22 protein-coding genes and 4 pseudogenes are annotated in these 23,652 nt (G+C 59.8%); 9 read left to right on the top strand and 17 right to left on the bottom strand.

Annotation, left to right across the window (positions count from 1 at the left end; genetic code table 11):
• Positions 1 to 20 precede the first annotated feature (20 nt).
• Both CKW19_RS05005 and CKW19_RS05000 read left to right on the top strand, forming a co-directional pair.
• Positions 21 to 1,133: a succinylglutamate desuccinylase/aspartoacylase family protein gene (locus CKW19_RS05005; protein ID WP_095056866.1), complete on the top strand. Its 1,113-nt coding sequence runs from the start codon at positions 21 to 23 to the stop codon at positions 1,131 to 1,133.
• A gap of 76 nt (positions 1,134 to 1,209) precedes the next feature.
• On the top strand, positions 1,210 to 1,929 hold the full coding sequence (locus CKW19_RS05000; protein WP_095056865.1) for an alpha/beta hydrolase: 720 nt from the start codon (positions 1,210 to 1,212) through the stop codon (positions 1,927 to 1,929).
• A 3-nt stretch (positions 1,930 to 1,932) separates the two neighbouring features.
• Here CKW19_RS05000 and CKW19_RS04995 read toward each other — a convergent pair whose 3' ends face one another.
• From CKW19_RS04995 to CKW19_RS04975, 5 genes are all read right to left on the bottom strand, one after another.
• On the bottom strand, positions 1,933 to 2,499 hold the full coding sequence (locus CKW19_RS04995; RefSeq protein ID WP_095056864.1) for a hypothetical protein: 567 nt from the start codon (positions 2,497 to 2,499) through the stop codon (positions 1,933 to 1,935).
• Between the two features lie 82 nt (positions 2,500 to 2,581).
• Positions 2,582 to 3,388 carry a hypothetical protein gene (locus CKW19_RS04990; RefSeq protein WP_095056863.1) on the bottom strand — a complete coding sequence of 269 codons (807 nt, stop codon included), beginning with the start codon at positions 3,386 to 3,388 and terminating at the stop codon, positions 2,582 to 2,584.
• A 350-nt stretch (positions 3,389 to 3,738) separates the two neighbouring features.
• On the bottom strand, positions 3,739 to 4,920 hold the full coding sequence (locus CKW19_RS04985) for an acetyl-CoA C-acetyltransferase (RefSeq protein ID WP_095056862.1): 1,182 nt from the start codon (positions 4,918 to 4,920) through the stop codon (positions 3,739 to 3,741).
• Positions 4,921 to 4,931: 11 nt separating this feature from the next.
• Positions 4,932 to 5,597: a CoA transferase subunit B gene (locus CKW19_RS04980; protein ID WP_095056861.1), complete on the bottom strand. Its 666-nt coding sequence runs from the start codon at positions 5,595 to 5,597 to the stop codon at positions 4,932 to 4,934.
• 36 nt (positions 5,598 to 5,633) lie between these two features.
• Positions 5,634 to 6,332 (bottom strand): CoA transferase subunit A, encoded by a 699-nt coding sequence (locus tag CKW19_RS04975; protein ID WP_053160351.1) that lies wholly within the window; start codon positions 6,330 to 6,332, stop codon positions 5,634 to 5,636.
• A gap of 265 nt (positions 6,333 to 6,597) precedes the next feature.
• On the opposite strand from CKW19_RS04975, the gene CKW19_RS04970 reads away from it, so the two are divergent.
• Positions 6,598 to 7,494, top strand: a complete 897-nt coding sequence (locus tag CKW19_RS04970; protein ID WP_095056860.1) for a LysR family transcriptional regulator — start codon at positions 6,598 to 6,600, stop codon at positions 7,492 to 7,494.
• 90 nt (positions 7,495 to 7,584) lie between these two features.
• On the opposite strand, the gene CKW19_RS04965 is transcribed toward CKW19_RS04970, so the two are convergent.
• Positions 7,585 to 8,631: a class I SAM-dependent methyltransferase gene (locus tag CKW19_RS04965; RefSeq protein ID WP_095056859.1), complete on the bottom strand. Its 1,047-nt coding sequence runs from the start codon at positions 8,629 to 8,631 to the stop codon at positions 7,585 to 7,587.
• A 301-nt stretch (positions 8,632 to 8,932) separates the two neighbouring features.
• On the opposite strand from CKW19_RS04965, the pseudogene CKW19_RS04960 reads away from it, so the two are divergent.
• Positions 8,933 to 9,184, top strand: a pseudogene (locus CKW19_RS04960) (DUF2063 domain-containing protein); the annotation flags it as partial.
• Here the strand turns inward: CKW19_RS04960 and CKW19_RS04955 are convergent.
• From CKW19_RS04955 to CKW19_RS04945, 3 genes and pseudogenes are all read right to left on the bottom strand, one after another.
• Positions 9,160 to 10,194: an NAD(P)/FAD-dependent oxidoreductase gene (locus CKW19_RS04955; RefSeq protein WP_095056858.1), complete on the bottom strand. Its 1,035-nt coding sequence runs from the start codon at positions 10,192 to 10,194 to the stop codon at positions 9,160 to 9,162. The pseudogene CKW19_RS04960 and the gene CKW19_RS04955 sit on opposite strands and share 25 nt — an antisense overlap.
• Positions 10,181 to 12,346, bottom strand: a complete 2,166-nt coding sequence (locus tag CKW19_RS04950; protein ID WP_095056857.1) for a hypothetical protein — start codon at positions 12,344 to 12,346, stop codon at positions 10,181 to 10,183. The genes CKW19_RS04955 and CKW19_RS04950 overlap by 14 nt, the downstream gene beginning before the upstream one ends.
• 103 nt (positions 12,347 to 12,449) lie before the next feature.
• Positions 12,450 to 12,767, bottom strand: a pseudogene (locus CKW19_RS04945) (ATP-binding protein); the annotation flags it as partial.
• Between the two features lie 15 nt (positions 12,768 to 12,782).
• Here CKW19_RS04945 and CKW19_RS04940 point away from each other — a divergent pair.
• Positions 12,783 to 13,139, top strand: a pseudogene (locus CKW19_RS04940) (hypothetical protein); the annotation flags it as partial.
• Positions 13,140 to 13,230: 91 nt separating this feature from the next.
• Here CKW19_RS04940 and CKW19_RS04935 read toward each other — a convergent pair.
• Both CKW19_RS04935 and CKW19_RS04930 read right to left on the bottom strand, forming a co-directional pair.
• Positions 13,231 to 13,644 carry an S-type pyocin domain-containing protein gene (locus CKW19_RS04935; RefSeq protein ID WP_095056856.1) on the bottom strand — a complete coding sequence of 138 codons (414 nt, stop codon included), beginning with the start codon at positions 13,642 to 13,644 and terminating at the stop codon, positions 13,231 to 13,233.
• A gap of 108 nt (positions 13,645 to 13,752) precedes the next feature.
• Positions 13,753 to 13,965 (bottom strand): annotated as a pseudogene (locus CKW19_RS04930) (AraC family transcriptional regulator); the annotation flags it as partial.
• Positions 13,966 to 14,263: 298 nt separating this feature from the next.
• Here CKW19_RS04930 and CKW19_RS04925 point away from each other — a divergent pair.
• Both CKW19_RS04925 and CKW19_RS28290 read left to right on the top strand, forming a co-directional pair.
• Entirely contained in the window at positions 14,264 to 15,076 is an 813-nt protein-coding gene (locus CKW19_RS04925) for a class I SAM-dependent methyltransferase (protein WP_095056855.1), read from the top strand.
• Positions 15,077 to 15,628: 552 nt separating this feature from the next.
• Positions 15,629 to 15,904, top strand: coding sequence for a hypothetical protein (locus CKW19_RS28290; protein WP_143500293.1), 276 nt, complete (start codon positions 15,629 to 15,631; stop codon positions 15,902 to 15,904).
• 41 nt (positions 15,905 to 15,945) lie between these two features.
• Here CKW19_RS28290 and CKW19_RS04915 read toward each other — a convergent pair whose 3' ends face one another.
• A complete protein-coding gene (locus CKW19_RS04915) occupies positions 15,946 to 16,332 on the bottom strand; it encodes a DUF488 domain-containing protein (protein ID WP_095056853.1) in 387 nt (128 codons plus the stop codon).
• Between the two features lie 4 nt (positions 16,333 to 16,336).
• Positions 16,337 to 17,059, bottom strand: a complete 723-nt coding sequence (gene pcsA / locus CKW19_RS04910; protein ID WP_095056852.1) for a phosphatidylcholine synthase — start codon at positions 17,057 to 17,059, stop codon at positions 16,337 to 16,339.
• Between the two features lie 225 nt (positions 17,060 to 17,284).
• On the opposite strand from pcsA, the gene CKW19_RS04905 reads away from it, so the two are divergent.
• On the top strand, positions 17,285 to 18,049 hold the full coding sequence (locus CKW19_RS04905) for a tellurite resistance TerB family protein (protein ID WP_095056851.1): 765 nt from the start codon (positions 17,285 to 17,287) through the stop codon (positions 18,047 to 18,049).
• Here the strand turns inward: CKW19_RS04905 and CKW19_RS04900 are convergent.
• Positions 18,018 to 18,464, bottom strand: a complete 447-nt coding sequence (locus CKW19_RS04900) for a cupin domain-containing protein (protein ID WP_095056850.1) — start codon at positions 18,462 to 18,464, stop codon at positions 18,018 to 18,020. The genes CKW19_RS04905 and CKW19_RS04900 overlap by 32 nt on opposite strands.
• Positions 18,465 to 18,651: 187 nt before the next feature.
• Here CKW19_RS04900 and ligD point away from each other — a divergent pair, with 187 nt between their 5' ends.
• Entirely contained in the window at positions 18,652 to 21,243 is a 2,592-nt protein-coding gene (ligD, locus tag CKW19_RS04895) for a DNA ligase D (RefSeq protein WP_095056849.1), read from the top strand.
• A 130-nt stretch (positions 21,244 to 21,373) separates the two neighbouring features.
• On the opposite strand, the gene CKW19_RS04885 is transcribed toward ligD, so the two are convergent.
• From CKW19_RS04885 to CKW19_RS04875, 3 genes are all read right to left on the bottom strand, one after another.
• Positions 21,374 to 22,048 carry a DUF3313 domain-containing protein gene (locus CKW19_RS04885; protein WP_095056848.1) on the bottom strand — a complete coding sequence of 225 codons (675 nt, stop codon included), beginning with the start codon at positions 22,046 to 22,048 and terminating at the stop codon, positions 21,374 to 21,376.
• A 48-nt stretch (positions 22,049 to 22,096) separates the two neighbouring features.
• The gene (locus CKW19_RS04880) at positions 22,097 to 22,936 is read right to left on the bottom strand and encodes an OmpP1/FadL family transporter (protein ID WP_095056847.1); all 840 of its coding nucleotides are present in this window, start codon (positions 22,934 to 22,936) and stop codon (positions 22,097 to 22,099) included.
• A 142-nt stretch (positions 22,937 to 23,078) separates the two neighbouring features.
• On the bottom strand, positions 23,079 to 23,480 hold the full coding sequence (locus CKW19_RS04875) for a hypothetical protein (RefSeq protein WP_095056846.1): 402 nt from the start codon (positions 23,478 to 23,480) through the stop codon (positions 23,079 to 23,081).
• Between the last annotated feature and the right edge of the window lie 172 nt (positions 23,481 to 23,652).

The raw sequence follows: 23,652 nt of genomic DNA, 5'->3' as shown, positions 1-23,652 counted from the left end.
AGGTTTTGTAGGAGTTCGCAATGCAACGCATCGACCATCCTCTGCCCTGGAGTCACCTGGGCAGCGAGCGCACCCTCAGTGTGTTCCGTTACGGCGCCGGTACTCGCAAGGTGTACATCCAGGCCAGCCTGCACGCCGACGAGTTGCCGGGCATGCGCACCGCCTGGGAACTGAAAAAACGCCTGGCCGAACTCGAAAGCCAGGGGCAGTTGAACGGCGTGATCGAGTTGGTGCCGGTGGCCAATCCCATCGGTCTCGATCAGCACTTGCAAGGCAGCCACATGGGCCGCTTCGAGCTCGGCAGCGGTAAGAACTTCAACCGTTCGTTCGTTGAACTCAGTGCCCCGGTGGGCGAGTTGGTTGGTGATCGCCTGGGCGCTGATGCCGAGGCCAATATCGCTCTGATTCGCCAGACCATGGGTCAGGTCCTCGACGGGTTGCCGCCTGCGGCGTCGCAACTTGAAGCGATGCATCGCCTGTTGCTGCGCCATGCTTGCGATGCCGACATTACCCTGGATTTGCATTGTGATTTCGAGGCGGCGATTCACATTTACGCTTTGCCGCAACACTGGCCGCAGTGGCAATCCCTGGCGGCTCGGTTGAAGGCCGGGGTCGCGTTGCTGTGTGAAGATTCTGGTGGCAGTTCGTTCGACGAATCCTGCTCCTCTCCATGGTTGCGTCTGGCCCGGGCATTCCCTGAAGCGGCGATTCCGCCGGCCAACCTGGCGACCACGCTGGAGCTGGGCAGTATGGGGGATACCCGGGTCGATCAGGCCCAGGCCAATTGTGAAGCGATTCTGGGGTTTCTGGCCGAGCAGGGGTTCATCAAAGGCACCTGGCCGGCAGCACCGAGCGAATGCTGCGAAGGTATGCCGTTCGAAGGCACCCAATACCTGTTTGCACCGCACCACGGGGTGGTCAGTTTTTTGAGGGAGGCCGGTGAGTGGGTGGAGAAGGGCGATGCGCTGTTTGAGGTGGTCGATCCGTTGAGTGACAAGGTCACGACGGTGTGCGCCGGCACCAGCGGCGTTCTGTTCGCCATCGACCGCGGGCGCTACACCCAGCCGGGTACGTGGCAGGCGAAAGTTGCCGGGCGCGAGCCGATTCGGGCGGGCAAGTTGATCAACGACTGACTCAACTCTCCTACAGGCATAGGCGATGAGAGATGTTAGGCTCTGCCCGAATCCTGCGCTCTGTGAAGGAAGGTTTATGTTGAAGATTCTCGCTTTGCTTACGCTGCTGGTATCCACCGCTGTCCACGCCCAAACCCCGCCGCTGCAAACTGACCTGCCACTCAAGTACCTGGAGCAGGCCAACGCCGAATCGACCCATCAACCCCTGGTGATTTTTCTACACGGGTATGGCAGTAACGAGCACGACCTGTTCGGCATCAAGGATGATTTACCTGCGCAATACAACTACCTGTCCGTGCGGGCCCCGATGGTGATGGAGGCGGGCAGCTATCAGTGGTTTCGCAAGAAGGGCGAAGGCGCCTACAACGGTGAGACGGATGATCTGAAAGCCAGCGGTCAGGTGCTGCTGGATTTCATCACTCAGGCCGCGAAGAAATATCACACCGAACCCGAGAAAGTGTTCCTGGTGGGTTTCAGCCAGGGTGCGATCATGTCCTACGAAGTGGCGCTGCGGCATCCGCAGGCGGTCGGCGGGATTGCGGCGTTGAGCGGGCGGATTCTGCCGGTGCTCAAGTCCGAACTCGAGCCCGATGAAAAACGCCAGTCGCTGGCGATTTTCATCGGTCATGGCGAGCAGGACAAACGCTTGCCGTTGAGTGACGGCAGCGAGGCCAACAGCCTGTTGCAGAGCGTGTCACTCGAACCCGAGTTCCACGCCTATCCAGGCCTGGGGCACAGCATCAGTGCGACAGAGATTGAAGATTTGAGCGCCTGGTTGCAGCGTCTCAACCCTTGAATCTCACTTGCCGCTGACGATCTGTTTGATCAGGGTTTCGTGGGCCGCCATGTCGCCGGGGCGGGAAATGACCTGAACCACTGCCATGCGCTTGCCGGACGCCGCCATCAGGGTTGTGTTGAGGGTCAGACCGCCGCCTTGAGTGGCGGTGCCGTCTACCTGGCGAAGGCCCAGCCCGGTTTTCTGGGTCAGGCTTTTTTCGCTGAGCTTGTTGTAGTCCGGCAGGGACCTGTGTTGTGCCGTCTCGAAATCGGCCGCGGTGCCGTCGAGAAACTCGCCGTCGTTGTCCTTGACGCTAAGATCATTGGGCAGGCTGTTTTCAGCGGCGATCACCACAGTCTTGGTGGTTTCGTTGCTGTACATCGTGCCGCTCGCGCCGTTCGGACTGGTGGGCAACGGATTGGCGATGAAGCCCTTCGGCAAGTTGAAGATGAACTTGCCACCGAGCATCGAAACTTTATGCGCTGGCGCATTGCTGGATGTGGCCGTGGCGGCGTGCACATTCAAAGCCCCCAGACTTGCCGCCGCTGTCAGCAACAGGACCAGGGCTTTTTTAGTGAACAGTGACATTGAAATCTCCAGGGGGGGCGCGCGGTGAGGCGTGATCATCCCATGGGCACTGTCGATGACTCCAGTGCTGACTAACAAGCGGTCACTTTCCCTGGGTAGAGCGATCCTCTGCGACGGGCACATTTGCTGCCGTCCCGACCGGCCGCGCCAGCAGGCGTTTGGTCACGCCGAGCATGGCGATGGAAACCGCAACGCCCAACACAAATGCGTTAAGGCCCATATCGGGCAGCGTCAGCGCCAGGACAAGGCAGAACGCGGCGAATGAATACATCCCGGTGGCGGTGGCGCGCAGCAATGCGGCAGTGAACGCCGGGCCACGGGTTTGCTGGGAAAACACCGCCATCACGCTACCCAGTACCGGGAACACCGCGAGCAAGCCGCTCCAGCGGTCGCCGACGGTGCTGGCCAACAGCGTCACGAACAAAGTGAGCAGGGCGCCGGCGATCATCCGCAAAATCAGTTTGTCGGATTTGGGCGCCGGGCCGTTGATGACCGGTTGCACCGCAGGGAACAGATACGGCGCAGCGAGCAACGCAATCGCGGCGGCGCACACCGAAAACACCAGGGACGCCGGGATCAGCGACAGCACGATGGCCACGCCCGCCCAGACGGACAGCGAAACCGTCAATGCCAACGGCCATTCGGCGCGTTGTGCAACCTGGGCGTAGGTCACGCAAAAGGCAATCATCGCGAACATGGCCGACAACGCGGCGGTTGCCGATTGCGCGGCGAACACCTGACCTTGTTCGATGGCGAGGAAAAACAGAATCGGCCCGACCACCACCGGCAATCCCGACAACCAGCCCGCCACGCTTGGTCCCCAACGTTTACCGGCAAGGGAAATCAGCAGCAGGAATCCGGGAATTACCAACAGTTTCAGGATCAACACGCGTACATCTCCGACCTGTATGAGGCCGTAACGTTAACATCGCGCCGGGTCGATTGCTCTACGGATTCATGGGTTTTGTATACAAACTACGGTCCGACCTTTGTAGGAGCGAGCCTGCTCGCGATGGTCGTTAACGATGACGGGTTTTGTCTGGGGAAATGGGGCGCCTACAGGTTCATCGCGAGCAAGCTTGCTCCTACAGGGATTGGTGCTCGCGATGATCGATAACGCGGTCCACCTGAAAAAACGCAGGCATAAAAAACCCGGTGAGACTTGCATCGCACCGGGGGGTGTTGCCAGGCGGCGTGGTTCTTCGTGGGTCCCCGCGCCGTCTGTTGAACGCTGTTGGCTTACGCCCGCTCGAGCGCCAGTGCCACGCCTTGACCACCACCGATGCACAGGGTGGCGAGGCCTTTCTTGGCGTCGCGCTTGATCATTTCATGCAGCAACGTCACCAGCACGCGACAGCCCGAAGCACCGATCGGGTGACCGAGGGCGATGGCGCCGCCGTTGACGTTGACCTTGTTCAAGTCCCATTCCAGGTCCTTGGCCACGGCCAGTGATTGTGCGGCGAACGCTTCGTTGGCTTCGATCAGGTCCAGTTGGTCAACGGACCAACCGGCCTTGTCCAGGCAACGACGTGTGGCGGACACCGGGCCGATGCCCATGATCGCCGGGTCCACGCCTGCGTTGGCGTAAGCGGCGATTTTCGCCAGCACCGGCAGGCCCAGGGCCTTGGCTTTGTCGGCGCTCATCAGGATCACGGCGGCGGCGCCATCGTTCAGGGACGAAGCGTTACCGGCGGTCACCGAACCGTCCTTCTTGAACGCGGCTTTGAGCTTGCCCAGGGATTCGGCGGTGGTGCCGGCCCGTGGCTGCTCGTCGGTGGCGAAGGACAGCGGATCGCCCTTGCGCTGGGGGATCAGGATCGGCGTGATCTCGTCGGCAAAACGCCCGGCTTCGATGGCAGCCACGGCTTTCTGCTGCGAGGCGGCGGCGAAGGCATCCTGCTGCTCGCGCGTCAGGTTGTACTTCTCGGCCAGGTTCTCGGCGGTGATACCCATGTGGTAATCGTTGAACGCATCCCACAGGCCATCGCTGATCATGGTGTCGACGATTTGTGCATGACCCATGCGCAGGCCGGTGCGGGCACCGGGCATGACGTAGTTGGACAGGCTCATGTTTTCCTGGCCGCCGGCGATGATCACGTCGGCATCGCCGCAACGAATCGCCTGGGCACCCAGGTGGAGGGCCTTGAGGCCCGAACCGCAGACCTTGTTCAGGGTCATGGCCGGTACGGCGAAGGGCAGACCCGCCTTGATCGAGGCCTGGCGCGCAGGGTTTTGCCCGGCGCCGGCGGTCAGAACCTGGCCCATGATCACTTCATCGACTTGCGCAGGGTCCAGGCCGGTTTGCGCGAGCAACTGGCGGATCACCGCAGCGCCCAGGTCCACCGCGGACACATTGGCCAGGGAGCCCTGGAAACTGCCGATCGCGGTGCGCGTGGCAGCAACAATGACGACGTCTTGCATGGAAAATTTCCTCACTGGTCAGCGAACTGCATTTCCGGCACATGTTCCGGCACGATCAGTTTACCGGCAGTCTTGGCGATGATCTCTTCGACGCTGACACCCGGCGCGCGCTCTTTCAGAATGAACGCGCCGTTGTCGATTTCCAGGTAAGCCAGGTCGGTCAGCACGCGCTTGATGCAACCGGCACCGGTCAGCGGCAGGCTGCAATGGTCCAGCAGCTTGGACTCACCGTCCTTGGAGGCGTGGGTCATGATGACGATGATGTTGTCTGCGCCGGCGACCAGGTCCATCGCGCCGCCCATGCCCTTGACCAGTTTGCCGGGAATCATCCACGAGGCGATGTTGCCTTGGACGTCGACTTCAAACGCGCCCAGCACGGTCAGGTCGACATGGCCGCCGCGGATCATGGCGAAGGACTCGGCCGAGGAGAAAATCGACGCGCCGGTCCGTGCGGTCACGGTTTGCTTGCCGGCGTTGATCATGTCGGCATCGATGGTTTCTTCAGTAGGAAAAGGACCCATGCCCAGCAGGCCGTTTTCCGACTGCAGCATGACTTCCATGCCTTCAGGGATGTAGTTGGCGACCAGGGTCGGAATGCCGATGCCCAGGTTCACGTAGAAGCCGTCCTGCATTTCGCGGGCGACGCGTTGAGCCATTTGTTCGCGGGAAAGTGCCATTGTTGTTATTCCTTCATTCGGTCCGGGGGCAGGGGATCACTTACGTACGGTGCGCTGTTCGATGCGCTTCTCGAACGTGCCGCAGATGATCCGGTCGACGTAGATGCCAGGGGTGTGGATCTGCGCCGGGTCCAGCTCGCCGGGTTCGACGATTTCTTCGACTTCGACCACGGTGATCTTGCCGGCGGTGGCGGCCAGCGGGTTGAAGTTCTGGGCGGTATGACGGTAGATCACGTTGCCGAAGTGGTCGGCTTTCCAGCCTTTGACGATGGCGAAGTCACCGGTGATGGATTCTTCCATCAGGTACTGTCGACCGTGGAATTCGCGCACTTCCTTGCCATCGGCAACCGGAGTGCCGACGCCGGTGGCGGTGAAGAAGGCCGGGATGCCGGCACCACCTGCGCGCATTTTTTCGGCGAGGGTGCCTTGGGGGGTCAGGACCACTTCGATAGCGCCGCTCAGCAGCTGCTCTTCGAACATCTTGTTCTCGCCCACATACGAAGCGACCACTTTGCTGATCTGGCGGTCTTCCAGCAGCACGCCGAGGCCGAAACCGTCGACGCCGCAGTTGTTGGAAACCACGGTCAGGTCGCGAGTGCCTTTGCGCTTGATCTCGTTGATCAGGTTTTCCGGGATCCCGCACAGGCCGAAGCCGCCAGCGATAACAGTCATGCCGTCTTCAAGACCTGCCAGAGCTTCCTCGTAGGAACTCACGCGCTTGTCGAAACCTGCCATATGCACCTCTTTTATTCTTTGTGGGCGGCTGGCTAGCCGTATGGGGAAGAGTGTCTCTCTGTGCGATTAATTTGTTAAGTTGATTTTTATGGAATATTGATTGATAAAACTCATCAGGCGATGAAATATGCAGACCTGTAGGAGCCGGCTTGCTGGCGATGGCGGCGGATAAGGCCAACATCGATTTCGCTTACCATGTTGCAATCGCCAGCAAGCCGGCTCCTACAAGGTTCAGTGGTTCATTCATTCTGGAGCTAAGCGACCCATGACCGTCAAGCAGATCCGCGCTTTCCTGGCCGTGGCCCAAAGCCTGAGTTTTGCCGTGGCCTGCGAGCGCCTGCACCTGTCGCAATCGGCCCTGAGCCTGACCATAAAGGCATTGGAAGAAGGGCTGGGCGGGCGGTTGTTCACCCGCAACACGCGCAACGTGGCGCTGACTGCCGAAGGCGAAGCCCTGGTACCACTAGCGCGTCGGTTGATCGCCGATTGGGACAATGCCGAAGACGATCTGCGCCAGCGCTTCACCCTCCAGCGCGGCCGCGTGACTCTGGCGGCGATGCCGTCGTTTGCCGGCAACCTGCTGCCACCGATCCTCAAAACCTTCCGCGCCCGCTATCCGAACGTCAACGTCACGGTCAACGACGTGATCAACGAGCAAGTGCTGGAAATGGTCCGTGACCGACAGGTGGAGCTGGGTGTGGCGTTCGAACCGACCCAGAACTCATCGCTGATGTTTACGCCGTTGTATGTCGATCGCTTCGTGGCGGTGGTGCCTCGGGACTCGCCGTTGGTCGAGCTGGATGAAATCGACTGGCAGACGTTGCTCAAGGAGCCGTTCATCACATTGCAGCGACCGTCCACCGTGCGGGTGATGCTGGAAGAGCACTTGCAGGCGCGAGGCATGAAATTGCCGGTGGAGTTTGAAAGTCATCAATTGGCGACGGCTGGGCGGATGGTCGCCAGCGGGCTGGGGGTGAGCGCGGTGCCGGCGTTGTGTGCGGGGCAGATGCGTGAGCTGGGCGCGCACTGCATTACCTTGCGCGACCCGGTGGTGGAACGGGCGCTAGGGGTGTTGACGCTGCCAGGAAGTGAGTTGTCGGCGGCGGCACAGGCGTTGTTTGATGTGCTTAAAGAAGAAAACCTGGGACAACGATTCTCTTGAGTCTGTGACCCTGGAGGAGTGAGCTTGATCGCGATGGCAATGGACCAGATACATCAAGGTCGCTGACCCACCACCATCGTGAGTGTGGCGTTATTTACGCGCTTCCAGAATCAGGTTGAACGGTGTTTCCGTGGCCCGGCGGAAGCTTGAAAAGCCGGCTTCGGTGAACACTTGGCGCAACCGCGCTTCACCCGCCTGGGCTCCGAGCCCGAGGCCGACTTCCTGTGACAGCGAGTTCGGCGTGCAGATGAAGGTCGAGGCAGCGTAGAACAACCGGCCCACCGGGTTGATGTTCTCGTCCAGCGAGTCGTTGGCGAACGGTTCTACCAGCAGCACCGTGCCGTCGGGCTTCAACGATTCATAGGCGTGTTTTGCCGCGCCAACCGGGTCGCCCATGTCGTGCAGGCAGTCGAAATAGCACACCAGGTCATAGTCATCGCCGGGGAAGCTTTTCGCGGTGCCCTGGAAGAACCGCGCCCGGTTGCCCACGCCGCCTTCTTCGGCGCGCTGGGTGGCCACGGTGACGGAGGGCGCGTGGTAGTCGAACCCGACGAAGCGCGAATCCGGAAAGGCCTGGGCCATGATCACCGTCGAGGCACCATGGCCGCAGCCGATGTCCGCCACTTTGGCCCCCGCCTCGAGTTTGGCCACGACACCGTCGAGGGCCGGCAGCCATTCGGCGATCAGGTGCGCCTTGTAGCCTGGCCGGAAGAATCGCTCGGTGCCGCTGAACATACACGGATGGTGATCGCCCCAGGCCAGGGCGCCGTTGCCGCGCATGGCGCTGACCAGTTTGTCCTTGTCGTGGAAAAACGACGCGACCACGCCGATACCACCAGCGATGTAGACCGGTGAGTCTTCGATGGCCAGGGCCAGGGCTTGTTCTTCGGGGAGGCGGAATTGACCGTCGGCGTGTTCCATGTAGCCGGAAGCGGCGTGGGCGCTGAGCCATTCGCGCACCAGTCGGGGGTTGCAGCCGGTTTTTTCGGCAAGGACTTCAGGGGTGGTCGGTTGGCTGTCGGCCATGGCCCGGTACAGACCGAGCTCCTCACCGACGATGACATTGGCCAGCATTGCCGCGCCGCCCATGTCATTGACCAGTTTGCCCATGAAGTCATTGAGTCTGGCCTCGTCCATCACGTGTGCTCCTTTAGCAGGATCACGGTCCAGAGGCATGGTTCGCCTGGCCTTCGCCACTGGGCGGTGGTCGTAGGAATGTGCAGGACGCCAAGCCCGTCCTGTGTGCCTTAAGTTTAGTTCGGGCGTTGTACTGCGCGGGCTGGAGCGACGAAAGCGACAGTTCCGTGACCGGCACCGAACCCTGTAGGAGCGAGCTTGCTCGCGATGGACTCAAGAGCGCTGCGTTCATTCAGTAGACACGCGTCAGCGTTAACGACCATCGCGAGCAAGCTCGCTCCTACAGGGGGGATTGTGGTGTGTCGAGTTTCTCGCCGCTGAACCCCAGGCTTTGGCCGACGGTCCCTGGCCGCCATTCATGGTGGAGCTGGCGCACTACGAATGGGTGGAAATGGCGCTGCAACAGTCCGATGCCGAGCCATTGCCTGCCACCGATGCCGGGTTGTTGCTGGATCAGCCCTTGCGGATATCGCCGCTGGCCTGGCCGTCAGGGTACGAGTGGCCGGTGCAGTTGGTCGGGCCCGGTTATCAGCCCGACGTGTTGCCCAACCAATCAGGAGGGTGGGGGTGCGTGCTGTAGAAGTGGCGCATTTGCGTGAGATCACGCTCGAACCACTCGCTGATCCATTGGCTGTACTGAGCTTGCGCTTCGCTTTCGAGCCATGGTTGCTGAAGGCAATCGAACACTGCCTGCGCGGCTTGCATGCCAGTCATCAATGCCTTGAGTACGCCGTGCGAAGCTGCGGGGTCGAGAACACAGGCCGCATCGCCCACCCTGAAAAAGCCGGTACCGGCAGGCGACGTGCTGATACGCCAGCTCACATCGGCCCCACGAACCGGCCCCACGGTGGGCAACATCTGCAGGCGTTCAGGCACGGTTCGGAACAGGTGTGATCGTTTGTCGAAACACAGGCGTGTCCAGTGCAGCAACTGATCTTCCACATGGGCTATCCATGTCCAGCCATCGAGGTCGGCGAGCAGATGCGGGGCTTGCTCGTAGGGCTGGATGCAACCTTTGTGGTAGCCGAATCGAGCAATCAACAACGGCGAATGGCGACGCAGCGGCGACGGGTAATGTCGGTTCAGCCAGCCCGTCGCGCCGCTGGCATCGATCACGTAGGGTGTAAGCAGGGAACCTGCATCGGATTGCAAGCCGATCACTCGCCGGTTACGCGTCAACAGGCCCCGGGCCTGGCAAGGCTGCAACACGGTAACTCCCAGCCTCACGGCCTGTTGCAGCAATACAGAGTCGAGCCTTGCCCGGGTAATCTGAAAACCTTGCCAGGGCTCGGCGTCATCCCCGCCAAAACCATTGAAGCGAGGCGGACCGTCCCACTGCACCCACTGGCCGGTAAAGCGGATCGCATCCTTGCATAGGAGATCAGCCACCCCGAGTTGCCGCAGCAGCGGTTCAATACCCGGATGCAGGCTTTCCCCCGGTCGAAACCTTGGAAAGCATCGACCTTCGAGCTGCGCCACTCGCAGTCCGCGTTGCGCACAACTGATCGCCGCCGCGCTGCCTGACGGGCCGCCGCCGACCACCACCACATCAAAATGATTCAAGGGCAATCTGCCAGGGCGACGACTCGTGTTTGATCAAGATCGCTCCGGCACTGACGAACAGGCTTACCTGACGGAGGATTTCTACGTTGCGCAGTTTGAAGTTTTTTTCCGGGGTCCAAATGATTCCGTGTTTATACATTTGAAAGCGGTGCACCCATCCGCTCAGTTGCAATCCGGCTTCCTGTTGGGCTGCTTCGAGTTCGAGATCGGGCCGCTGCACGAGAATAAAAGACAGCAACGGCCACGAATTGCGTTTGTCTTTGGCACTGATCCCCAGCACGTTGTACACACGATGCATCGAGAGCACGCGGTCTGTGTACGCTTGAGCCGTGGTGTTGCCGGTCGTTTGCAGGCTGAAACCCCCATCAAGCGCCACCCGGGTGTAGTCGGTGTAATCGTAGGCGAAGTATTGAGCGATCCAGTGGCCCGCATCATTGATCAACTGCGGCCCGCGCTGCCCATCCCAGGCTATGCCTTTTTCCCCGTTTTCCTCGTCTGTCAACGGGATGATGGAATGAAGGCTCCTCCGCGGCTCAAAGGTACGCGCCGAATCCGGAGCCACACCTGGCCAGTAGGAGCCCAGGGCCGCGCAGATACGCGCATCTTCTGTAAACGGGCTGGCCATCTTGTATCCCACAAGTGACCGGTCGTTTGTTCCGCTTTGTTGGCGATCGTTTCCGACTTCCCAGCCCGGGCCGAAGACGCCGGCCGCGGCATCCGGCAACGAGGAGGGGCGGGCAACAGTCGCGATGATGTTTGCTGTCGATGTCGAGCCCGCTTCACGGGGCAATCCCACTATTGCCGTGACCCCGCGATCCTCCGTCGAAAACGGTTGATCCTTCAGATTCAAGTTGGCGCAATGCCGCACATTCGACAATGCATCCAGCCTGGTATGCCAGATCGCTTCACCGGGCAGGACGCGATCGGCCCAGCGTTTGAGTTGACGCTGGCTGCAGAACGGGAAGAAATCCGGAGCGCCAATGACCGAATAGGCCGCTACCGAAGGAGTGAAAATCTCCAGTGAAGGGCTGCGAGCCCGGACCCAACCGTCCGCCGTACCGTCATGATAGTGCAGTGCACGATAGCCGCCCGCCTTGACGATTCCGTCCACATCTTCCCGGTCATTCAAATCCTCGATGCTTCCATCCTCACCTACCTTATGGCGTCCATGAATCATGCCGCCGGTGTCCGGCGGCATCTGGAAAGACAAGGGTTCGCCTTGGTGGAAGACCGGTTCGACCAGCCGGGGTTTGGGCTGTGGCAGCAGCAAGCCCGGCCCAAGGTCTGCTTGTATCGCCCAGTTAGCCAGGCCTTCGGTGATGACGAATGGCGGCTGGCTGATTTCCGGTTCCTGCCAGCCCGTGTCGTTATGGCGTAGATGAATGTGCCGTAGCTTTTCGTTGATGTGATGAGTATCCAGCTCAAGTATCAAATCCATCCCGGCCAGGCACTGCGGACCTTCGAACACCTTGTGCAGCGGCACCCAGAAGTCCAGCTCGTGATCAATGCCGTCCTGTAAATCCATCGGCCCGAAACGTTCGGCGTCTCCCTTGTGTTGCATGGCGATATAGGCGCTGTAACGCACGGGCATGACCCGGATACCGTACGCGTCATCTTCGACGAAGGGCAGGAAGCTGCGCAGTTCAGGATCGTAGCGTGCGTCAGCGGTACCCACGCGGGCGATGCCGGTGCGGGAGAAGCACAAGTCGGCGTGTTGACCGTGCACAGTGTCAGCGGCGCAGCGGTATTCGCTGGCAAACACCGCCAGCGCCAAGGGAGCACCATCGGCTTTTTGCCGGAGATCTTCGAGTGTGGGTGGATTTACGCCGAAGACAAAGTTGAGAACAGCTTCAATTTCGGCAGGCGTGGGAAACCGTTGCAGAGGCAGGCCACCGGCGTCGAGCGTGACTCCGGGAGAGGCGAGGGCGTGATACAGCAAACTACGCGATGGCTGAGCAGATTCAATCGCCCGGATGCCGTCACTGGAGAAATCCTCAAAGCCTGGCAGACGACGATCGATGGTCAACGGCTTGTTCAGTTCGACGTCGAGCGGCTGGGCCAAAATGTCCAGGCCATGATTGAGCAACAACGAATGCCATCCCCCTGGCGCCAGTCGCGTGCACGCTCGGGTCACTGATTCGAGCAGGTTCATTGGCGTGTCTCGTTGATGCTGTGGGGGGACATTGCACAACAGCAAGGGGGATCTGGCTACTGTCAGATCTGACAGGGGTGATCAGTGGTCGAGAGTGATAACTTCAGTTACGCAACACAAGCTTGAGCTCTGCGCATAACCCGCCACCCTCACGATGGCTCAACGTCAACGCCCCACCAATCGCCAACCCCAACCCCGTGCCGCCGGTGCTGCGGTTGCGCGAATTTTTCACGCGGTAGAAAGGTTGCATGACCTGCTTCAATTCTTCTTCGGCAATCCCAGGGCCGCGGTTCATGACGGTGATCAACAGGCTGCCGTCGGATCGGGTTTCCACGTTCAGCTCAGCGGCGCCAGCGAACTTCAATGCGTTGTCCGTCAGGTTGACCAATACCCGGCGCAGGGCGTGGGGGCGGATGGCGATTCTCACGGCCAGCCAGGTGCAGGCGACGTGCTGCTGGCCAACACTTCTTCTGAAGGGATCGGCCGCGTCAAAAATGGCGTGCTGGAAACCGTGCCGAAAGTTGTCAATTACATCGTCAGCAAGGTCAAGGCGGACAGCGCCGGGGACAATGCTCGTGGCGCGATGCCGTCGTTGGCCGGCGCCGTGCAATGGCTCAACTCGCCAGCGCTCTCCAACGAATCGCTCAAAGGCAAAGTGGCGCTGGTGGACTTCTGGACTTTCGACTGCATCAACTGCCACTTCGGCGAGGGCCGTTATGACGAACAGGAGAAGATGATTCAGCAGTTGTTGGAGGAGGCCAGGCAAGGCGCCACGGCACCCGACGCTGCATAGCACGCAAGATCAATGGCTCAGAGCGTTTGCACGCTGAGCCATTTTTCGTGACTAAGGATTTATCCAGTCTTCTGAACAGTGGCTCAGGTGATCAACATCCGTTTTTGTGCTGTCTATGAGTGCTTTTCAGGACTGGGATTGGCGTGGTGCCAGGTGTCAGGATCAGCTTGATGCCTTGACCCAATTGCGCGACAAACTGCTCGCCCTCAGCGATGGCCGCGACGACGGGGATATTTTCCCAATCCCTGTGTTTTCCTGTGTAGAACCCATAGGCGCGGATCGAATCATCCGCAAGACGCTCAACGTGAACACGTACCCGGGTGCGGGCGGTAGTGAGTGTGGCGTACTGATCAGGGGTGTATCGCGCGCGGTCGGGTGAGGTCGGGTCGGGTATGAGTACCGCGGCGAGAATCTTCAAGTCCGTCGGTGCGGTGGTCAACGTTCCGCCCAGTCGACTGATGAGTGACGTAGCGCTGCCATTTCCGCCAATCCAATTGCGAGCCATCAGCGTCTTTGTTCATCCTGAAGTTGAAGTCGCTGGACGTTACTGAAGAGGTCTCGTGCTGGCTGTAGGCCTGTTCCGAGATTCGCCGCTGAAATTTCCGGTAACCCGAACATCACCGTGGGAAACCGTCAGGCCCTTGGTCGCCAGCAACATGCGCCATTGCGTCAGGTACTGCATCGGCGAAACACCCACCAATTGCTGGAACCGTTCGGCCAGCAGGGATCTGGACGTGCCGGTGGTGCGGGCCAGCTCTTCAAGCGTCCAGGCGTGACAGGGCTTTTTGTGCAGGGCATTGAGGGCCGCGCCGACGATCCGGTTCCCGTGCAGGCGATCTTCGATTGTGAGCGCGTCGCGGCGCCACGTGAAATCTCCGGACGATCGGGCAGGGTTGGCCGACGATCGGACAGGACGCCAGCCCGTGGCGGCGCGATAGTTTGCCTACAGGGTCATGCCGGTCCTGTCATCCATAACAATAATGAGAGGTTGCCATGCCAAAGTTCGTTATTGAACGCGGGTTTCCCGCCAGCCGCGTTTCCCAGGTCATGAACATCATCGATCCCACAACGGCGGAATAGACCCCGTCATCTTCGATTCATGTTTCCACGCAGAGATCGTCGCCATGAGCACACCCATTGATCTGACTGCCCTGAAAACCCGCCAAATGGCCTCTTGGGCCAGCGGCGACTATGCGGTAATCGGTACCACTTTGCAGATTGTCGGCGAGCAGCTGGCCGAAGCCTGCGACCTGTTGTGCGACGAGCGCGTGCTGGACGTCGCCGCCGGCAACGGCAACGCGACACTCGCCGCGGCGCGCCGTGGTTGCCAGGTTACGTCTACGGACTATGTGAGCGCCTTGCTTGAACGCGGTGAAGAGCGGGCGAGGGCGGAGCGCCTGGATGTCAGCTTTCAAGTGGCTGACGCTGAAGCCTTGCCCTTCGAGGACGGCAGTTTCGATGCCGTGCTGTCCACCTTCGGCGTGATGTTTACCCCTGATCAGGCCAAAGCAGCGTCAGAACTGGCGCGGGTCTGTCGGCCGGGAGGCCGGATCGGCCTGGCCAACTGGACGCCCGAAGGTTTCGTCGGCCAGATGTTCAAGACCCTTGGCCAGCACCTGCCACCCCCACCAGGCGCACAGCCGCCCTCACGCTGGGGCACCGAAGCCTGGCTGCACGAACATTTTGACGAGTGTGAGTTTCTGCTTCAGGTCACGCGCCGCACGTTCAATTTCCGCTATCGCTCGGCCGCGCATTTCATCGACACCTTCCGTGAATGGTACGGCCCGGTGCACAAGGCCTTCGCGGCCCTTCCGCCCGAGGGTGCCACGGCTCTGGAGGCGGATTTGACGGAGCTGTTGAACCGGCTGAACCGGGCGGGGGACCAGTCGCTGGTGGTGCCCAGTGAATATCTGGAGGTGGTGATAACTCGGCGTTGAGACCAGTGAAATAAAAAATGCTGCCTGCGGCGGTCAGCGCTCGCAGGCGGTATTCCAGCGAATAAAAATGCTGTTGTAGGCAGTGTTTGTAGTTTGAATAGTGCTTCACGTAACGTGGGAAATAATCTGAATATATTGATTATAAAATTTGCTGTTCTTGTGTTCTTCTCTCCTTTTATTCTGATATGGCAATAGCAGCTTTTTATGTGTTGCTTGCGCCATCGTTAATAAATTTCATATCGGATAATAAAGAGGTACTGGATGAGTACGGATCGACAGCAATCTTTTATTGCGACCATTGGCACCCCCAACACACTGTTGCACTTTTTGGATTACATACATGCAAGGCCAGCGATTGTTAGCGTGAGTGATTTCAGTGGCGGTTTTTTTACGGGAAGGCCGCAAACCCGAGATGACTCGCATTTTCTTGGATTGCGGGCGGACGTTCCGGTGGACGCCAGGCCGCGACTCACGTTGTACTTCAGGTTTACCGGGACGGCATACAGGCTCTACATCCGAAGTCCGGGACCTTACTACGGCAAGTGTCTGAGCATGAGCGATCAAGACTTTTTTGGCGCTTACGAGTCAGAGGGGGCGAGCACATTTGACCTGATCAACGAGCGTGGCATTCCTGTGACCCTGAGCGCAATAAAATCCGATTGGTCAAATATATATCTTCGGCCCAGGGACGAGGGTTTGCTTCATGTGCAAAGAAGAATCGAATCTCCGTATGTGTACATAGCCAACAAGGGGGCGAGGCCGTTGTTGTTCAATATAAATATCAAGGAAAGAAATGCGGCATACCTCAGTCATCCTGATGAGGTGTAGTGCACCGAATGTTAAAGCGGTCATTGGGCGTTCGTTGCGCTTTATAAAACTTGCGCCCCCCTTACTTGCAGTAACTCACGCAACACCGACCGATGGCAATGCGCTTCATCCTCGCAATAGCAGCCCACCGCGAATGAAGTCTGGTGTGACAGTGCGGCCAGTAGATCAAGCATCTGGCTGGCCGCAGGCTGGTTCATCTCAGACTTGAACTTGCGCTTGAAATGTTCCCAGGCCTTGGCGTCTTGCGCGGTTTTTGCCTCCGCCACCAGGTCCGCGCTGGGCGATAGCAACGGTTGCCAGACATCGTAGAAATCCCGGCTGGCGAATTCGGTTTTCGGTACGCCGCGGGGTGGGCGGCGCACCGTGCCCAGTCGCAAACCTTCATCGGGGCGGCGGGGAGAGCCGAGTTGGACAATATGGATAGTCATAGGGTTATCCCTTTGGCGATTCGTCGAACCACTCCAGTGCTGTGCGCCAGATGCAGATCCCGAGGAAGTAGCCCGACATCAACAGCCAGAGCCCCATTACCAGCGGGTTGATAAGTGGATGGTTGATCACCAGTGACAAGCTGCACAACAGCCAGATGGCGGTCACGGCAATGTTGATCGGCATGAAACGGCGAACGCGGAACGGGTGCAGAAACTTCATCCGGGTGACCGACAGCAGGGCCAGGCCAATAACGCTGAGAAAGGTGATCCACGGCGACGGATCGATGATGTACAGGCACAGGGCAACGACGTTCCAGGCTGCAGGAAAGCCCTGGAAGTAGTTGTCTTTGCTTTTCATGTTGACGTTGCAGAAGCAGAACAGCGACGACACCAGAATCAGCGACACGGTCAGCAACAGGGTGTAATCCGGCAACGGGATATAGCGATAGATGAACAGCGCCGGGATGAACACGTAGGTCAGGTAATCGATCACCAGGTCGAGGATCGAACCATCGAAACTCGGCAACACCGACTGCACATTGACCTTGCGCGCCAGGGCACCGTCCAGTCCGTCGACGATCAGCGCAACCCCCAGCCACAGCAGGCAGTGGGTCGGCTGGTTGTCGAGCAGGGCTAACGTCGCGAGGAAGGCTGTGACCACGCCTGTGGCGGTGAAGCCATGGGCGCCCCATGCTTTGAGTCTGGCGATGTGTAGAGTCGAAATCACGGGGGCGTTCTCCAGAAAATGAAGCAAGCCAGTTATCACCCTTTGTAGCGGGGCGGCGGCAAACCGGTCGGGTTGCAGGTATCGACCGGATATCCGGGGGTAAGGTTCACCGTCTGAATCCTGGCTGCTGCGCAAAAAAGCACCCCGGCCCAACGGTGGTGGCACATTTGCCGGCGAGGACTATCGTTGCCTGACTGGATCAATCCCTTCAAAGAGGACGAAGTCATGAACACCAGTGATCTGCTTGAACAACTACTGCGAGCTGGCCAAGGCTCGATAGCACAACAGCGCGGCGGTGGCGCGTCGGCTCAAGGCGGGCTCGGCGATCTGGGTGGATTGCTCGGCGGGCTGCTGGGTGGCGGCGGAACTGGCGCTACGGGCGGCAGCAGCGGTGGAGGTCTGGGCGATTTGCTCGGTGGCTTGCTCGGCGGCGGTTCGCCGATGGGTAGGGCGCCGCAAACCCGCTCTGGTGGTGGCACCAATTACGCAGCGCTGGCGTCCCTCGGGATGATGGCGTTCCAGGCGTATCAGGCCTGGCAACGCAGCCAGGCGTCGGCCCCACAGGAGGCGCCGCGCACCGTTGACCTGCTGGCCGGTCCGGAAGTTGAAGAACATAGCCATGCGATTTTGCGGGCATTGATTGCGGCGGCTAAAGCCGATGGCCGGATCGATCCTGCCGAGAAGCAAATGATCAGCACCGAAATCGGCCGCCATACCGATGACCCGGACCTGCAGCAATGGCTCGACGATGAAGTCGCCAAACCTTTGGACGCCGATGACGTCGCGCAGTCGGCAACGGATCCGGGCATAGCCTCGGAAATGTACCTGGCCAGCGTCATGCTGGTTGACGATCAGCAGGATGCGGAACGCAATTATCTGGATGAGCTGGCAGCGGCGCTGAACATCGATCCGGATCTGCAAGTGCATCTGGAACAGCAGGCCAAGGGCGGTGCAGCTCCTACGGGGAAGGTTTGGGAGCCAGAAACGTAACCCCGAAGCTCTCGGCAATTTCCAGTATCCGAGGCAAGTCTTCCGGCACCTTGAGTCGGTCCAGCGCCGTAAAGAGTTGGCCGCCGCGGGAATCAGACACTACGCCGATCATTTTTGCGGTGCCGCTGATGTTCTTGTAAGCGTGAATGGCCCCGCCGGGGATATGCACATACCCCCCGGCCGAGACAGTGGTCGATTGGCCTTCGACGGTCACCTCGACCTCGCCTTCAACGACATAAAACGCCTCGTCCCACGGGTGAAAGTGGGGCGGTGGTCCGCCTCCTTGCACGCCTTCCTGGATATGCACCTCAAAGGGTTTGCTCAAGTCCCCACCGGCAAGGACGGTAATCGTCTCGCCAACGACAATGACGGGGCGGGGGACTGTCCCGGCTTCGATGACGTGGACCTGGCGCATGACGGCTCTCCAACGGAAGGGGCTGCAGGGGTTGAGTATAGGTCTGCAGGCGCCGGACGGACTTCCCCCCACAGGCCCGTCTGTCCGGGCAATTTCAACGCCGATGGAATTATTGCTCCCGGGGTTTGCTCTGCTGCTTAGGAGAGACGTTTTGATTCAACGTCTTGGCGCAAGCAGCAGGTGAGCCATGACCCGAAACCTCGATGACTACAACCGCATGCGCGACTTCTCGGCGACGTCCGAGCCCGCCGCCGTCAAGCGCACAGGCAGGAAATCCGCCCAGGTCCATGCGTTGCAGTTCTGCATCCAGAAGCATGACGCATCGCACCTGCATTACGACTTTCGCCTGGAACTCGATGGCGCCCTGAAAAGTTGGGCGGTGCCCAAGGGGCCTTCGCTGGACCCCAAGGTCAAGCGCCTGGCCGTGCATGTCGAAGATCATCCGCTGGAGTACGCGACCTTCGAGGGCAACATCCCCGAAGGACATTACGGCGCTGGCGACGTGATCGTCTGGGACCGTGGCGTCTGGATTCCCCAGGACGATCCCGCCGAGGCCTATGCCAAGGGCCGGCTCAAGTTCGAATTGCAGGGCGAGAAACTTGGCGGCCAGTGGAACCTGGTGCGCACGCACATGCCGGGCAAGAAAGAGCAATGGTTTCTGATCAAGCATCAGGATGGCGCCGCCAGACCGCAAAGCGACTATGACGTGCTGGTTGCCGAACCCGACAGCGTGCTCAGTGATCGCACCCTCATCAGCAAACAGCCGAAAGCGGCGAGCAAGCCCAAGCCGATCAAAAAACCGAAGGCGAGTCTTGCCCAAGAACAATCCCCCCGATTGACCGGCGCGCGAAAGGCCAAGATACCGGATCAGATCAAACCTGAACTGGCCACGCTGGTGGAAAAAGTCCCGGACGGCGTATGGAGCTACGAGATCAAGTTCGACGGCTACCGGGTCATGGCTCGCATCGATCACGACCAAGTCAAACTCATCACGCGCAATGGCCACGACTGGACCCACAAACTGCCGAAACAGGCCGAGGCGTTGGCCGCGCTGGGCCTTGAGTCAGCCTGGCTCGACGGCGAAATGGTGGTGGCGGACGAGCAGGGCGTGCCTGACTTTCAGGCCCTGCAAAACGCGTTCGATTCCGGTCGCAGCGGTAACATCGTCTATTACCTGTTTGACCTGCCGTACCTCAACGGCGTGGACTTGCGCGAAGTGCCCGTCGAAGAGCGCCGGGCGGCGCTGGCAACGGTGCTCAAGCCCAGTGACGACCGGTTGCTGCGCTTCTCCGAGTCCTTTGCCGAAGAGCCGCAGGCCTTGCTCAACAGTGCCTGCCAGATGCGCATGGAAGGGCTGATCGGCAAGCGCTTGGGTTCGGCGTATGTGTCCCGGCGCAGCAGCGATTGGATCAAGCTCAAATGCAAACATCGACAGGAGTTCGTCATCGTCGGGTTCACTGAGCCGAAAGGCTCGCGCAGTGCCTTCGGCGCGTTGCTGTTGGGGCTGCATGACCGCGACAGCGGCGAGTTGCGCTATGCAGGCAAGGTCGGCACCGGATTCAACGAGGCGACCCTGCGCAGCGTTCATCAGCAACTCAAACCTCTGAAAACGAAAAAACCGGCCGTGGTCAATCCACCGAGCGGTTTTGAAGCCAAGGATGTGCACTGGCTCAAGCCCACATTATTGGCCGAAGTGGCCTTCGCCGAAATGACCAAGGACGGGGCTGTGCGCCACGCGGTGTTCCATGGCCTGCGCGATGACAAACCTGCCGAAGACATCACCGAGGAGCGTCCGACCGCCGTGAAAACGTCCTCTGCGAAAAAAACCAGTACCACCAAACCAGCAGCCGCCAGCCGCAAAGTCGACCCCGCGCCGTCACAAATCGGCCTGGACGAAGGCAAGGTGCGCATCACCCACCCCGATCGGGTGATTGACGCCAGCAGCGGCACCACCAAGGTGCAACTGGCGCAGTATTACGCCAGCGTCGCCGAATGGATTCTGCCCGAACTCAAGGACCGCCCGGTGGCACTGGTCCGTGCGCCGGACGGCATCGCGGGTGAACTGTTTTTTCAGAAAAACGCCGAGCGCCTCGCGATTCCCGGCATGACCACGTTGGACAAAGCGCTCACCGGCCAGCCGATCATGATCATCAACAGCGCTGAAGCACTGATCGGTGCGGTGCAGATGAGCACCGTGGAACTGCACACCTGGAACGCAACCTCGGACAATCTCGACAAACCGGACCGTTTTATCCTTGATCTCGACCCGGACCCCGCGTTGCCGTGGAAGCTCATGGTCGAAGCGACCCAGTTGACGCTTTCGGTACTGGATGAGCTGGGGCTAAAGGCCTTTCTGAAAACCAGCGGCGGCAAGGGCATTCACATCGTGGTGCCGTTGACCCGCAAGCTGGGTTGGGACGCAGTCAAGGACTTCAGCCACGCGATTGTCCGCCATATGGCCTCGTTGCTGCCGGAGCGATTCTCGGCGGTGTCTGGCCCGAAGAACCGGGTAGGGCGGATCTTTATCGATTACCTGCGCAACGGGTTGGGCGCGACCACCATTTGCGCATACGCCGTACGCACTCGCGAAGGGCTGCCGGTGTCGGTGCCGATCTTTCGGGAGGAAGTGGAAGAACTGGAGGGAGGGAATCAGTGGAACGTGCACAACGTGCATGAACGGCTGGCAGAGGTGGGGGATGCGCCGTGGGCGGACCTGCGCAAGACGCGCCAGGCGATTACTGCCGAGATGCGACGGCGGATCGGCATGGCGAAATCCTGAGACCGGCGAGAAACTGTGTGGCGAGGGAGCTTGCTCCCGCTGGGCTGTGCAGCAGCCCCAATTGCGGTCGACCGCTTTGCGACTGCTACGCAGTCGAGCGGGAGCAAGCTCCCTCGCCACAAGTACGTTGTTACTTGATGAACGCCTGCATGTCAGTGCCCAGCTTGTCGATCGCCGCTTTGAAGTCCTGTGCGGTGATCTTCTGGCTTTCGTTTTCCAGCGTGGAGCCAAACACTTTACGCACGACCTTGGCTACGGTCTGGTTGGTTTTTGCATCGATAAACTCGGCTTCGATGAACAAGGTGCTGTCCTGATCGCGGTGGCCAGTGGCGGCCTGTGTTGCCCCTACCACTGCAGCGATGGGTACCACTTCATACCATTTCATGCCTTCGTTTTCGGCATTCACCCCGGTGATCGCCGCACGCATCAGCAGGGGCTTGGAACCCTTCTGCAAGGATGAAGTGCTGGTGACTACGCGGTACTTCTGACCCAGAGTGTCCTTGGCCTTGGTGGTCATGTAGTTCTGGATGTCGGTCAGCGTCTGCTGGTTGACCCGCTCATCCGGCTTGGGGGCTGGATAGAGTTCCAGTTTGTTGAACACCACCGTGTCATAGGCATTCGGGTTCCACGACGGGCTCACCCAGCGCATCGCTTTGCCGCCGCTCGGCGTTTCGACTTCCTGCAGGTTGTTGTAGTTGGGCAGGTAACCCGAGTACTGCTCGGTTTGAGTGACTTTCGAGGTGCAACCACCAAGCAACAGCCCGGCCATTGTGGCGCCGACAAGCAATTTTCGGGACAAGATCATAGTTGTGTTTACTCCATGGAAAAAACGTTCTTATAGGTTTGCAACGCATCAAAGTCGCCAGGTCATGTTACCCGTCAAGGCTTGAATCCATGCATTGTCGAACTGACCGGAAAGCTGATTACCCGACGCCTTGGTCTGTTGCACCGGCATGTCACCCAGCCACACCATGGCCCAACTGACGTTGACATCGGTATCCTTGTTCAGAGCATAAGTGGCTCCGGTGGCGATACGCCAGGATTCATTCATCGGCACGATAACACTGCGGTCGCTGTCCGAGACAGCGCTACTGTCGTAGGCCACGCCGGCGTTCCACAACAGTTGTTGGGTCGCCTGGTATTGCGCGCCCAGCGACAGATGCCAAGTGTCCTTGAAACCGGCATCGACGGACCTCGATTGCGAACCCAATGCCGTGGTGTCGACCTGGACACCGATGTCGCCGAATTCCGACCAGTCTTGCCAGTTGGCCGAGGCCAATAACGCCCATTGCGGATCCAGCTGCTGGAACAGGCTCAGGGTGACAGTTTGCGGCACCTTTGTGTCAAGTTCGGTATTGGTGTTGTTCACGCGCTCCAGCAATCGGCCATCGCCCTTGACGTAGGGTTTGTCTTTGAAATCCAGGTCGACCTGGCGGGTGTACGCCAGACCGATGCGTGTGCCGGGTTGCGGGGCAAAGATCACCCCGACATTGGCGCCGAAGCCCCAGCTGGGCACCACCGCCGGGTTGCTGGCGATGGTCGAGGGGCCTTGTGCGCGGGCCGCGGCACCGGCGTTGGCCAGGCCTGCGTTATCGGTACCGATTTCATACAGCATGATGCCGCCCGCCCAGGCGTGTTGGCCGTAAAGGGCGAGCAGGGTGAAGACGGGCAATGCGAGTGTTTTCTTCTGCATGGCGTCTGCTCCCCCAAGCATCAATTACCGACAACGCATCAAATGTGTTGTCCCCCGCAGTGAGCGTAGATTTTTACGACAAAATCGCCAGTAAGACTTACCGATGAATGCTGGTTTTTTTAACGGGTTTTCTTTCGGCCCGTCAGGCATCGCGCAACAGGTCGTTGGCGTTAAGCAGGTCGTAGGCAATTTCCGGTCGTTTTTCCATGGCACGGCGAATGGCGGCGGGGATGGCCGCGCGGGTTTTGCGGCATAACCCCGGCAGTTCGTCGATGTTGATACCGATGCCGCGCATGGTGCGCACTTCGTTGAAGCCGGGGGCGATGTCCAGGCGAATGCCCAACTGTTCGAACATGCGCCGCTGCACATGCGCAAGATCGCTCAGGCTCTGGATGTTTTCCAGGCGTTCGATCAGACGTTTTTCTTCGGCACGGGTCAGAAACAGGATGCGCAGGTCTGCCCCCGGTGTTTCCAGCAACGGGTCACGCCCGCAGTCGCAGGCGCCGGGTGGGCAGGGTGAGCGGATCGCAGCAGTGGTGGTCATGAGGATCAATCATAGAGCGCTGTGATTGAGTTTGCCCACAGGGTTTTTTGGGGGGGCGCAAAGCAATGTGGGAGCGAGCCTGCTCGCGATGGCGGTATGTCAGTCAGCATTGAGTCGACTGAAAAATCGCTATCGCGAGCAGGCTCGCTCCCACAAGGTGTTGCGGTGAAGC

It is taken from the genome of Pseudomonas sp. Irchel s3f7 (assembly GCF_900187615.1).
Lineage (GTDB): Bacteria > Pseudomonadota > Gammaproteobacteria > Pseudomonadales > Pseudomonadaceae > Aquipseudomonas.
The sequence above is the reverse complement of the archived record's forward strand: the minus strand, read 5'-3'. Positions and strand labels throughout refer to the sequence as shown.

Bases quoted from the DNA above. Each gene is read 5' to 3' on its own strand.
- CKW19_RS04880 (WP_095056847.1), bottom strand. From the start codon at position 22,936: ATGCAGAAGAAAACACTCGCATTGCCCGTCTTCACCCTGCTCGCCCTT.
- CKW19_RS04950 (WP_095056857.1), bottom strand. From the start codon at position 12,346: ATGAACCTGCTCGAATCAGTGACCCGAGCGTGCACGCGACTGGCGCCA.
- CKW19_RS04935 (WP_095056856.1), bottom strand. From the start codon at position 13,644: ATGGCTCGCAATTGGATTGGCGGAAATGGCAGCGCTACGTCACTCATC.
- CKW19_RS04975 (WP_053160351.1), bottom strand. From the start codon at position 6,332: ATGGCAGGTTTCGACAAGCGCGTGAGTTCCTACGAGGAAGCTCTGGCA.
- CKW19_RS05005 (WP_095056866.1), top strand. From the start codon at position 21: ATGCAACGCATCGACCATCCTCTGCCCTGGAGTCACCTGGGCAGCGAG.
- CKW19_RS05000 (WP_095056865.1), top strand. From the start codon at position 1,210: ATGTTGAAGATTCTCGCTTTGCTTACGCTGCTGGTATCCACCGCTGTC.
- CKW19_RS04995 (WP_095056864.1), bottom strand. From the start codon at position 2,499: ATGTCACTGTTCACTAAAAAAGCCCTGGTCCTGTTGCTGACAGCGGCG.
- CKW19_RS04875 (WP_095056846.1), bottom strand. From the start codon at position 23,480: ATGACCACCACTGCTGCGATCCGCTCACCCTGCCCACCCGGCGCCTGC.
- CKW19_RS04900 (WP_095056850.1), bottom strand. From the start codon at position 18,464: ATGCGCCAGGTCCACGTCATCGAAGCCGGGACAGTCCCCCGCCCCGTC.
- CKW19_RS04965 (WP_095056859.1), bottom strand. From the start codon at position 8,631: ATGGACGAGGCCAGACTCAATGACTTCATGGGCAAACTGGTCAATGAC.
- CKW19_RS04915 (WP_095056853.1), bottom strand. From the start codon at position 16,332: ATGACTATCCATATTGTCCAACTCGGCTCTCCCCGCCGCCCCGATGAA.
- CKW19_RS04905 (WP_095056851.1), top strand. From the start codon at position 17,285: ATGAACACCAGTGATCTGCTTGAACAACTACTGCGAGCTGGCCAAGGC.
- ligD (WP_095056849.1), top strand. From the start codon at position 18,652: ATGACCCGAAACCTCGATGACTACAACCGCATGCGCGACTTCTCGGCG.
- CKW19_RS04980 (WP_095056861.1), bottom strand. From the start codon at position 5,597: ATGGCACTTTCCCGCGAACAAATGGCTCAACGCGTCGCCCGCGAAATG.
- CKW19_RS04925 (WP_095056855.1), top strand. From the start codon at position 14,264: ATGAGCACACCCATTGATCTGACTGCCCTGAAAACCCGCCAAATGGCC.
- CKW19_RS04885 (WP_095056848.1), bottom strand. From the start codon at position 22,048: ATGATCTTGTCCCGAAAATTGCTTGTCGGCGCCACAATGGCCGGGCTG.
- CKW19_RS04970 (WP_095056860.1), top strand. From the start codon at position 6,598: ATGACCGTCAAGCAGATCCGCGCTTTCCTGGCCGTGGCCCAAAGCCTG.
- CKW19_RS04985 (WP_095056862.1), bottom strand. From the start codon at position 4,920: ATGCAAGACGTCGTCATTGTTGCTGCCACGCGCACCGCGATCGGCAGT.
- CKW19_RS28290 (WP_143500293.1), top strand. From the start codon at position 15,629: ATGAGCGATCAAGACTTTTTTGGCGCTTACGAGTCAGAGGGGGCGAGC.